The following is a 9,904-nucleotide window of genomic DNA, read 5'->3' as shown; positions in this document are numbered from 1 at the left end:
TTTACAAAGGGTACAGATTAATTTGAGTATGACTCTTTTTTTACTCTTTCCACTTCTTTTTACATTCCTCTATTCCACTAAGTAAATACTTCTTCGTCATATTTGCACGTCTCCAAATGGATATCGTTCGCTTTGCCTCTTTATTCTTTCGTATCCGCTCAACTTCTCGTAACAAAGGCTCCCATTCTCCAGAAGTGGATCTTATCATATATTGTAGTCCTGCATCCTTGGAAACGATGGTTTCATGGTCTAATGTATATAAAATACGTCCCATCGTCACAACAGCGGATTCTACCCATTCCTCGATTAGAAACAAGTATGGGCGCGATGCTTTTTCACTCCAGTACTGTTCCACATTATATTTCATTGTTTTTATCACATCACTCCATGGCGCTTGAAAGGGAAGTTCGCTTGCTTCCTTTCCCATAACAGTAATTCCCTGATTCTTTAACGTCCACCACGTTACAGCATTTACATCCCAATGCCCTACGCTAGCTTTCCCTTCCGCACAATATACATACTGCGTTATTTCCTCGTTGTACTTCCCTAAATCGGCAAGTGGGATATACATGCCGTCCATTCGCTTTCCTAGCGTACTTGTACTCAGTTTTTTATGTAACTCAACAATTTGAATTTTTTCAGCCTCACTAACCACTTCTCTTGTTACCGTAACAAAATCAACGTCACTCGTTTCCAAATGAAATGCCCCTAATGCAATCGAACCATATACATATACCCCAACTAATTGTTCATGCAAAAAAATATCTTGTAATCCCCTTACATATTGCTCCATCAATCCCTTTACCTCTTCTGGCAAACTATATTTCACTACACATTCCATACATATCCTCCTTAACAAAATTACCTTTAATGGATATTTTTCCCTTGCGATCATATAAGAAAAGCCTTTGCGATTACAAAGGCCTTCTGTATTATAAATATTTCTCGATTTCTTCGTATACATCTTTCAAACGAGGATTTCCTTCTCCCACGATTTCCCCGTTCACAAGAACGACTGGATAAAACAAATCCTCTTCAATGACACGTTCTACAAATACTTGTTTATCCGCATCTTCTTGCTCTTCTTGAATATCAATGTATTCAAACTTGAATTTAGCTTCTTGTCCTTCATATTTACGACCAATTGCTGCTTGCAACCATTCAAATGTTTCCGTTGAAGATGGCATTCCAACGCAGCTCGCACAAATTACTTTCGCCCCATATACTTGAACATTTATCATTACTTTCCCCCATTTCCCTGTCCTAACAGTATATTTAAATGGATGGGCATATAAGCACCACCCTTTACAAGTCCATTTCGTATCCTCTATACTGAAAAAACACGTTGTAAACATGATACAATATTTTGACAATAAAACAAGAACAGAAAAAATAGATTTTCCCCTGTATCTTGATTATAATAAAATGGATGAAAGGAGTCGATAAAAATGGAAAACCCAAATATGCAAGAACAAGTGCTAGAAGTATTAGATAAATTACGTCCGTTCTTACTTCGTGATGGCGGTGACGTTGAATTAGTAGATATTGAAGATGGTATTGTAAAACTACGTCTAATGGGTGCATGTGGTAGCTGCCCAAGTTCTACAATCACACTAAAAGCTGGTATCGAACGCGCACTACTTGAAGAAGTACCAGGCGTTATTGAAGTAGAACAAGTATTTTAATTTTAAAGCAGAAGCGGCTCGCTTAGAATGGCTAAAGCTAGATATTCACAAAAAAGAGACCACAACTGGTCTCTTTTTTGTAAGCTCCTATCAGGATAACCAATCCAATTTCCGAATCCCTAACTTATCAACGGGTAAACGAAAGGATTCATAAAAATGCTTCATAAATTGCTCTGAACGGTTCACATCGTGTAAAATGGCTTCTAAGCGATCTCTATATTCACTTTTTTGCTCTTCATTTCCTGTTTGATAATAACGTTCTATCGTTTCAAAATACTGCAACGGGAAGAGTAAGCGTGCAAATAGTAGACGCCATCCAAAAGAGGACAACGAATAATTTTGTTCATAATCGGTAATAAATTGAAAAATCGTTTGTTCCCAATCTTTCTTTTTTTCTATCGTTACGTAGCGAATCCATTCGGCTAAATCTCTACTCGGATGATCGTATACCCAATCGATAGGGATTTTCAAACGATTGGTTTGCTGCCATAATAAAGGTGTAAAGCGTTCTTGGCAAATCGTTGCAGCATCAGTAGGCTCAGGCGTATCATCCATTTCTGTATCAACAACGTATTGAATTGCATTTTCAGCAACCCCTAAATAATAAGGGAAAGATTCAATAAATAGCTGATCGAATACATCTGAGGGGTGATTCATCACTTGTGATTGCCAAAATCGCTCTAACTGATCGAGCCTTTTTTCCCATAGTGACTTCCATTCACCAATGCGACTTAATTGGTCTATTTCTTCGGGAAAAAAAGCACCGCGTTTATGAAATAATGAAAGCTCGCTTCCTAACGAAGTGGCGTGTCGCTCGAGCAGACGCATACCTTTTAATAAGCAGTAATTTGTTTCTTCTATCTCACTTACATAGTAACCGTGTATAGTCGGAACGAAAGTCGCAACAGTAATATCCCCCTGTTGGTTCATATAATCGCTTAACTTTTTCATTTCAACAAGCACTTCTTCTTCCATAGTTCCAATTGGAAGAAGTACATAAATTTTATTGCGAATCCAAAAGCTTTTATAGGGGCCAAGGGGGATTAATTCTTTGACATGCATTTGATAATGCTCATAAATATGCTGAATCATCAAAGTCGCCACCTATGGTTTTTCTTTATATATATGAGCTTGTGCTCGCCTTTCATTCCTATGCACATGATAAAGCAAAGAAACGTATACAAATACTAAAAAGAAAAAAAGGTGATAAACATGAAAGAATCAAATCAACTACAAGAAAGAGCATTACAACTATTGCAAGAACGTGGGGTAACAATCGATGATATTGCTGAGCTTGTTCACTTTCTCCAAAAAAAATACCATCCAAATTTAGAGATGACAGAATGTCGCTACAACGTAGAGCGCGTACTATCAAAGCGTGAAGTTCAAAACGCCCTAATTACAGGGATAGAATTAGACGTCCTTGCTGAAAAAGGCATGTTAAGTGAACCGTTACAAGATATCGTTAAACGTGACGAAGGCTTATATGGAGTGGATGAAATAATCGCTCTTTCAATTGTAAACGTGTACGGTTCTATCGGTTTCACAAACTTTGGATATATCGATAAATTAAAACCAGGTATTTTAGAATACTTAAATGATAAATCAACTGGGAAGGTTCATACATTCCTTGATGATATTGTGGGGGCAATTGCTGCCGCTGCGTCTAGTCGTTTGGCGCATCGAGCGGATCATGCAGAATAAGGTGAACCTCTAATCAAGGAAATTTCATATAATACTTTCATTTGAAACGTAAAAAAACATAACGCCTCATGATTTTTTTCACATGGGGCGTTATGTTTTTTCTGTCTTTTCACGATTGCCTCATAAACCAATCATTTTTTTATTTACAGGATCGAACAGGAATAACATAAGAAATAGCGAATGAATAGTAATACATTTAATTGTTCTGTTTGATTTAGATCTGAATATTAGGCCAACTACCCACCACTTAAACGCTAACATGTTTTGAAGTGGGGGCTTGTAAAAAGCCCTGGTTGTCTAGCCTCAGTCTTTCGTGAACTCCGTTCGTAGGTTGCATACCCAAGAATGATTCCCTAGTTCTTGGCTCTATGGTGGCTCTGTATCAGTTCTGATTGGGAAAGAACGGTCAACCACATGCCTTCTTGCATGAGAAGTTGAGGGCACCTACAAACATTGGCGAAGGGAAATTACATCCTGATATGGATGGGCAAAACATGCGTGTATTTGCCAAGAGTTATTTTAGGCTATGCCTAACCGAAATTCATCCCCACCTTACCGCTGGGCTCTTGCCCGTCACGAGCTTGAAGATAGGGACTTCTTTCGGAAATACATTAAATAACAGGGGGCGCAACTTATATGGATAATATATTAAAAGTGTCATCAAAATCAAATCCTAATTCAGTGGCAGGTGCAATTGCCGGCGTATTAAGAGAAAAAGGCAATACAGAAATTCAAGTAATAGGGGCAGGTGCTTTAAATCAAGCGATTAAGGCCATTGCTATTGCAAGGGGATTTGTAGCTCCTAGCGGTATCGACCTCGTTCTCATTCCAGCATTTACAGATATTACAATCAATAATGAGAAAAGTACTGCAATCAAATTAATTGTCGGTCCTAGAAAAATTAGATCGTAGAAAAAATAATAGGTTCTCATTGAAACTATCCATATAAGAATTATTCACAAACATTGTCCCAGGATTATATTCTTTTTTTGAACTAACAGATGCCGATCGTTGAATAAGATATATGAAAAGACCGATAAAAAATTGGTCTTTTTCTTTTTGCAACAATCCATACAAATCTTAACTTTCAATCCCGCAATTATTCCTATTTTTCATAGGATTCTTCACTTTCCCTTTTCTCTACAGAAATATGTCATTAGAATAAATTCTCTCCCTCGGCTGAAGAAGGTAATTTCTACTGTAAAGCCTACCTGTTGATATAACGTAATAGCACGTTTATTAAAACCTGCTACACTTAAACGAATCTTCTTTGGTTGCATTTGCTCTTTTGCCAAGCTCATTCCAGCTCGAACGAAACTTTTTCCCATCCCTTTCCCTGTTAGCTCTGGTTTCATTCCAAGCCCAATATCTAAGGTGTCTTCCTCGGTGTATAAATTTGCCTCTCTCCCCCCTGGTACTTGTGCATTTTCTCCGAAGCAAAAGTATCCAACTAGTTCTCCGCTTTCATTGCAGCAACCATAATATGTACCATCCATCAATTCCTCTATTGTTTCTTCACTTCCTGAAAAACTGTATATCGAATATGGTTCTTCATACTTCCATGTATTGATTTCTTTTGCTTCTGCTTCTGTTAGTTTATGTATATTCATCTTGCTTCTTCCTTTCCTTCAAACATTCCACTGACAAACAAAATTCTACATTTCTTCTACAATCCATCTTTATTTTTAAAAATTTTGTAATTTTTTCAAAATTTCATGTAAAAAACTTTTCTTGTCATGTTACGATTGAATTAACAGCTATCCTAAATGAGGTGAATCTAATATGACTTTACAGTTATGCAAAGGACAAAAAGTAGATTTAACAAAAACAAATCCTACACTAAATCATATAAAAGTCGGGCTCGGTTGGGACCTTTCTACAAATTCAAATTCGCATGCATTCGATTTAGATGCTGCTGCTTTTTTATTAGATGTAAATGATGAGACATTCAAAGTACAACGACTTGTGAAATATTTTAGAGGACACCTAGAAATGGATCGGCATTATAAATGGAACATGAACTGGGTCGCAGGCTCAAAATAAGGTGGTGACAACGTGAGGCATTTTTCCTATTTATCCCTTGAAGAAAAGAAAAATCTTTTCTATCAAGAACCAATCGCCTTTTCAAAGGACATGGCAAAGGACCAATTAGCTTATGCATTAGGTGCTACTCTATATACACCTGGTACAAAAGAAACAATTGCAGATGACATCGCTAAAAAGAAACATGAGGGCGCTACATCGATTGTACTTTGTTTAGAGGACTCCGTTAGTGATGGAGATATGAAATTTGCAGAGCAAAATGTTATCATCCAAATCCAATTACTCGCACATCTGATAGATGCAGATAAGCTTCATCCATCAGACATACCACTGCTTTTTATTAGGGTTCGTGAGCCGAAGCAAATGTGTTCCATCGTAATTGAACTAGGAAGTGCCGTTCATTGCATATGCGGCTTTGTCTTTCCAAAATTCACATCAGCTAACGGAACGTCTTATATTAATGAACTACGATACATAAACGAAACATATTCCCTTGCACTTTACGGAATGCCTATTTTAGAGTCACCTGAAATTATGTATAAAGAAACACGTACAAAAGCATTGATAGCAATTAAAACAATACTGGATTCTTATCGCAATTCCATTTTGAATGTTCGCATTGGCGCTACCGATTTTTCAGGTATATTTGGTATTCGTCGTAATAAAGATACAACCATCTATGATATTTCTGTTATTCGTGATTGTATTTCTGATATTATTAATATTTTTTCTAGGCAGGCAGACGAATATATTATCTCTGGTCCTGTGTGGGAGTACTTCGGAAACAGACAGCGTGTTCTCAAACCACAGCTCCGGCAAACGCCATTTCGTGAATCACTCGGAAACGCTGGGCTTACAATGCGTGAGGAAATGCTTCATCGCTATGAAGATGGATTAATTCATGAAGTATTGCTAGATCAAGCAAACGGATTAATTGGAAAAACAGTCATCCATCCTTCTCACATTAAGCTCGTACAAGCTATGCACGTTGTAACGCTAGAAGATTATTTAGATGCAAAAGCAATTTGTGAAAATGCTCATACATATAACGGGGTTATGAAAAGTAGCTTCGCTAACAAAATGAATGAAGTAAAGCCCCATTTAAACTGGGCGCGAAAAACACTGCTAAAATCTAATATTTACGGGGTGCTAAATGAACAACAAACTTTCATCGATCTCCTTACCTCAGAATCAAAACAACACATATAACATTTTAAATAATATAACTGTCCATATAGACGTACGAAATAATCCATATGCATTATCATTAGATCAACTCTTTCAAATGGCAGCCAGAATAAATAAGAAACGTGGTTTTCTATTTGTAAGTACCATTTTAGGCAAACACCTTCCTGTTCTACCAGCAGTCTCTTTAGCCGGTGGGTGTGCACTTGCTGCCAGATATATGGAAGTGCTGCATGACACGATTCATCCTTTTCAGAAGGAAATTCTCAGTCTCATTTCTTCTAAAGACGATAGCTGCAATGAACTTGAAATCATTTTACAACATCAATTTCCTTTAGAAGAGGAAGTTCTATTTATCGGCTTTGCCGAAACAGCCACTGCATTAGGTCACGCTATGTTTCAATGCTTTCAAAATGCGAAATACATGCATACAACAAGAGAAACAATCTCTAAAATGGAGCCAATTATTACATTTGAAGAAGAACATTCTCATGCAACTTCGCATCGTTGTTATGTGGATAAAAGCTATTTTCAAAACGAACACCAAATCGTCCTTGTGGATGATGAAATGACAACAGGAAAAACCGCCCTTAATATCATTAGATCTATCCAAGAAAAGTTTCCAAGAAAAGAATACACTGTCGCTTCTTTACTAGATTGGCGTTCTGATGCGAACAGAGAACAATTTACAGCACTTGAAAAAGAACTTGATATAACGATTCATATTATTTCTCTATTAAGTGGTTCACTTGAAACAATTGGAAGTCCTATTACCACTACCTCTTCTCGCGATGAAACTATTTATGAATCAATAGAATCTACATTAGAAAAACATACGATTTCGTGTCCTACTTTGCCTTATACATCTATAGAACATGATGCCTACTACATAAAATATACAGGACGCTTCGGGATTTCAACTAATGAACAAGAGCATATCCACTCTTTTGCGAGAAAGAGTGGTAATGAGTTACGGAAAAAAAGAAAAGGTAAACGTACACTATGCTTAGGAACTGGTGAATTTATGTATATTCCAATGCGGATTGCGGCTGAAATGGGGACAAACATTTCCTATCAATCAACAACGCGCAGTCCTATTCACCCTTATAGCAATGACGAACAATATGCCATTCATAATCGTTTTTCCTATAAAAGTCCTGAAGACGATAGCATTATAAATTATTTTTATAATATCGAACACGGTGACTATGATGAAGTCTTTCTGTTTATAGAACGGGATTTACAGGAGGATGCTTTACATCCCCTTCTTACGCAATTGCAAACAGTCATTCCGCTCATTCATATCGTTTCATTTAAGAGCTTAGTAGAAAGCGAAGGTGAAGAAATATGACAGAAACAAAAACATTACAATACATCGGGAGTTATAGCGCAGAAGATGCTATTTTTCTCCTGAAAGATATTAGTGATGTTATGAAAGAGAGTCCAACAGAAGAAAGAGAACGAGCCATTCAATCTGGTACACATTACTCTGAAATGCTTCCGATAGAATATAAACCATCCAAGCCATATATGGATTTATTCTTCGCTTCACTCGAGCAATACAAACGGAAATTGGCGATTGCAGCCGGTGTAGTGGCTGAACAAATTATAAGGACGAGAGGAAAAAATCTTGTTCTCGTCTCACTAGCACGAGCTGGCACACCCATCGGCATTTTAATAAAACGATACATTCGTTATCAATATAATCTTGATTTACCGCATTATTGTATTTCGATTATTCGCGGGCGCGGCATTGATGAAAATGCCCTTCATTACATCCTGCAACAGCACCCCAATCAAACCATTCAATTCATCGATGGTTGGACTGGAAAAGGAGCTGTCACAAAAGAATTGAACCAAGCTGTACATTCATTTAATGAAAAAAATCATGAATATATTTCAGACTGCTTGGCTGTACTTGCCGATCCAGGTTACTGTACTTCTATTTATGGAACAAGGGAGGACTTCCTCATTCCAAGCGCATGTTTAAACGCGACCGTATCAGGATTAATTAGTCGCACGGTTTTAAACGACGCTTTCATTGGACCAAACGACTTCCACGGCGGTAAATATTATAAAGAACTAGAAAAGGAAGACTTGTCTAATTTCTTTATTGAAGAGGTTACAGCATTATTTCCTTCCACCAGCTCTGACGTCACAAAACAACTAGAGCATATTATCTCAACATATACAGAACCATCTTGGCAAGGGCTGCAAGATATCACCTCGATTCAAAAACACTTTGAAATTGAGGATATAAACTTAATTAAACCAGGAGTTGGGGAAACAACGCGCGTCCTGCTAAGACGAGTACCGTGGAAAATTTTAATTCGTGAAGAAACCAATCCAGATTTAAAGCACATTTTACTTCTTGCAAAAGAAAAAAATGTACCAGTAGAAATGTATAAAGATATGACGTACTCGTGCTGTGGATTAATCAAACCTCTTAGGGGGAAACCTTCATGATTTTCGCAAGTGATCTTGATCAAACACTCATTTATTCTCGCAAATCGTTTCGCGCGAATATAGAAGATGAACATATTCAGCTTATCGAGACTTTGGATGATAAAGAAATCTCTTTTATAACACATAAAGCCATTTCACTGTTACAGAAGTTACAATTACAAGCGGAGTTCATTCCTGTCACAACAAGAACAATAGAGCAGTTTCAGCGCATTACACTATTTCAAACTGAAGTCGTTCCAGAATATGCAGTTACAAGTAATGGCGGCAATATTCTTCATAACGGCAAACAAGATTTCGTTTGGAAAGAAACGATACAAAAGAAGCTTTCAGCAGAATGCTTGGAAAAAGAAGATGTATTAAAGGAATTCAGGCGAATTTCTCATGAAGACTGGGTCATTTCTCAAAAAACAGCAGATCACTTATTTCACTATTGCATCATCAAGCGTGAACATATTCCCAATGAAGAACTAGCCTCTTTCACTGCTTGGCTAGACGAACAAGGATGGACCTACTCACTACAAGGGAGAAAATTATATTTTGTACCAAAACCAGTGAACAAATGGGATGCTGTTCAGTACATAAAAGAAAGACTCCAGGCAAGCACAGTCATTACAGCTGGAGACTCTTTGCTTGATTTATGTATGCTAGAAGGAGCAAATCACGCATTTGCACCTCTTCACGGTGAACTTGAAACAAAACAAGGCAACTTACTATCTCACATTTCAAAAACAGAGGAAATTGGTATATATGCAGCGGAGGAAATTGTAAGTAAAGCGCTTCAGCTTATCCACAATTCTCTTCCTACCGCTTAAATTGATAAC

The 9,904-nt window shown here is 37.3% G+C and carries 12 protein-coding genes; 8 read left to right on the top strand and 4 right to left on the bottom strand.

Annotation, left to right across the window (positions count from 1 at the left end; all coding sequences use genetic code 11):
* Positions 1–40: 40 nt before the first annotated feature.
* Entirely contained in the window at positions 41–841 is an 801-nt protein-coding gene (locus COO03_RS18100; protein WP_097898487.1) for an aminoglycoside adenylyltransferase domain-containing protein, read from the bottom strand.
* A 91-nt stretch (positions 842–932) separates the two neighbouring features.
* Entirely contained in the window at positions 933–1,241 is a 309-nt protein-coding gene (locus COO03_RS18095) for a YuzD family protein (RefSeq protein WP_097898486.1), read from the bottom strand.
* 207 nt (positions 1,242–1,448) lie between these two features.
* On the opposite strand from COO03_RS18095, the gene COO03_RS18090 reads away from it, so the two are divergent.
* Positions 1,449–1,685 carry a NifU family protein gene (locus COO03_RS18090; RefSeq protein WP_012096008.1) on the top strand — a complete coding sequence of 79 codons (237 nt, stop codon included), beginning with the start codon at positions 1,449–1,451 and terminating at the stop codon, positions 1,683–1,685.
* Positions 1,686–1,775: 90 nt separating this feature from the next.
* Here COO03_RS18090 and yutH read toward each other — a convergent pair whose 3' ends face one another.
* Positions 1,776–2,777 carry a spore coat putative kinase YutH gene (gene yutH / locus COO03_RS18085; RefSeq protein WP_097898485.1) on the bottom strand — a complete coding sequence of 334 codons (1,002 nt, stop codon included), beginning with the start codon at positions 2,775–2,777 and terminating at the stop codon, positions 1,776–1,778.
* A gap of 120 nt (positions 2,778–2,897) precedes the next feature.
* Here yutH and COO03_RS18080 point away from each other — a divergent pair, with 120 nt between their 5' ends.
* Positions 2,898–3,389, top strand: coding sequence for a phosphatidylglycerophosphatase A family protein (locus COO03_RS18080; RefSeq protein ID WP_097898484.1), 492 nt, complete (start codon positions 2,898–2,900; stop codon positions 3,387–3,389).
* 636 nt (positions 3,390–4,025) lie between these two features.
* A complete protein-coding gene (locus COO03_RS18075; RefSeq protein WP_097898483.1) occupies positions 4,026–4,301 on the top strand; it encodes a stage V sporulation protein S in 276 nt (91 codons plus the stop codon).
* A gap of 212 nt (positions 4,302–4,513) precedes the next feature.
* Here COO03_RS18075 and COO03_RS18070 read toward each other — a convergent pair whose 3' ends face one another.
* The gene (locus COO03_RS18070) at positions 4,514–4,999 is read right to left on the bottom strand and encodes a GNAT family N-acetyltransferase (RefSeq protein ID WP_097898482.1); all 486 of its coding nucleotides are present in this window, start codon (positions 4,997–4,999) and stop codon (positions 4,514–4,516) included.
* 172 nt (positions 5,000–5,171) lie between these two features.
* On the opposite strand from COO03_RS18070, the gene COO03_RS27755 reads away from it, so the two are divergent.
* Genes COO03_RS27755 through COO03_RS18045 form a run of 5 tightly spaced genes read left to right on the top strand, consistent with a single transcriptional unit; the run spans position 5,172 to position 9,895 of the window.
* A complete protein-coding gene (locus COO03_RS27755; protein ID WP_230322546.1) occupies positions 5,172–5,432 on the top strand; it encodes a TerD family protein in 261 nt (86 codons plus the stop codon).
* 12 nt (positions 5,433–5,444) lie between these two features.
* On the top strand, positions 5,445–6,641 hold the full coding sequence (locus COO03_RS18060; protein WP_097898481.1) for an HpcH/HpaI aldolase/citrate lyase family protein: 1,197 nt from the start codon (positions 5,445–5,447) through the stop codon (positions 6,639–6,641).
* Positions 6,586–7,968, top strand: a complete 1,383-nt coding sequence (locus tag COO03_RS18055) for a phosphoribosyltransferase family protein (protein WP_097898480.1) — start codon at positions 6,586–6,588, stop codon at positions 7,966–7,968. The genes COO03_RS18060 and COO03_RS18055 overlap by 56 nt, the downstream gene beginning before the upstream one ends.
* Positions 7,965–9,083 carry a cysteine protease StiP family protein gene (locus tag COO03_RS18050; protein ID WP_097898479.1) on the top strand — a complete coding sequence of 373 codons (1,119 nt, stop codon included), beginning with the start codon at positions 7,965–7,967 and terminating at the stop codon, positions 9,081–9,083. The genes COO03_RS18055 and COO03_RS18050 overlap by 4 nt, the downstream gene beginning before the upstream one ends.
* Positions 9,080–9,895, top strand: a complete 816-nt coding sequence (locus COO03_RS18045) for an HAD family hydrolase (protein WP_097898478.1) — start codon at positions 9,080–9,082, stop codon at positions 9,893–9,895. Before COO03_RS18050 ends, COO03_RS18045 begins: the two co-directional genes overlap by 4 nt.
* Positions 9,896–9,904: the final 9 nt, after the last annotated feature.

Origin of the sequence: Bacillus sp. AFS098217 (assembly GCF_002551815.1) — a bacterium.
Lineage (GTDB): Bacteria > Bacillota > Bacilli > Bacillales > Bacillaceae_G > Bacillus_A.
The sequence above is the reverse complement of the archived record's forward strand: the minus strand, read 5'-3'. Positions and strand labels throughout refer to the sequence as shown.

Coding starts and splice junctions, on each gene's coding strand:
- COO03_RS18090 (WP_012096008.1), top strand. CDS start 1,449: ATGGAAAACCCAAATATGCAAGAACAAGTGCTAGAAGTATTAGATAAA.
- COO03_RS27755 (WP_230322546.1), top strand. CDS start 5,172: ATGACTTTACAGTTATGCAAAGGACAAAAAGTAGATTTAACAAAAACA.
- COO03_RS18055 (WP_097898480.1), top strand. CDS start 6,586: ATGAACAACAAACTTTCATCGATCTCCTTACCTCAGAATCAAAACAAC.
- COO03_RS18095 (WP_097898486.1), bottom strand. CDS start 1,241: ATGATAAATGTTCAAGTATATGGGGCGAAAGTAATTTGTGCGAGCTGC.
- COO03_RS18075 (WP_097898483.1), top strand. CDS start 4,026: ATGGATAATATATTAAAAGTGTCATCAAAATCAAATCCTAATTCAGTG.
- COO03_RS18045 (WP_097898478.1), top strand. CDS start 9,080: ATGATTTTCGCAAGTGATCTTGATCAAACACTCATTTATTCTCGCAAA.
- yutH (WP_097898485.1), bottom strand. CDS start 2,777: ATGATTCAGCATATTTATGAGCATTATCAAATGCATGTCAAAGAATTA.
- COO03_RS18050 (WP_097898479.1), top strand. CDS start 7,965: ATGACAGAAACAAAAACATTACAATACATCGGGAGTTATAGCGCAGAA.
- COO03_RS18100 (WP_097898487.1), bottom strand. CDS start 841: ATGGAATGTGTAGTGAAATATAGTTTGCCAGAAGAGGTAAAGGGATTG.
- COO03_RS18070 (WP_097898482.1), bottom strand. CDS start 4,999: ATGAATATACATAAACTAACAGAAGCAGAAGCAAAAGAAATCAATACA.
- COO03_RS18080 (WP_097898484.1), top strand. CDS start 2,898: ATGAAAGAATCAAATCAACTACAAGAAAGAGCATTACAACTATTGCAA.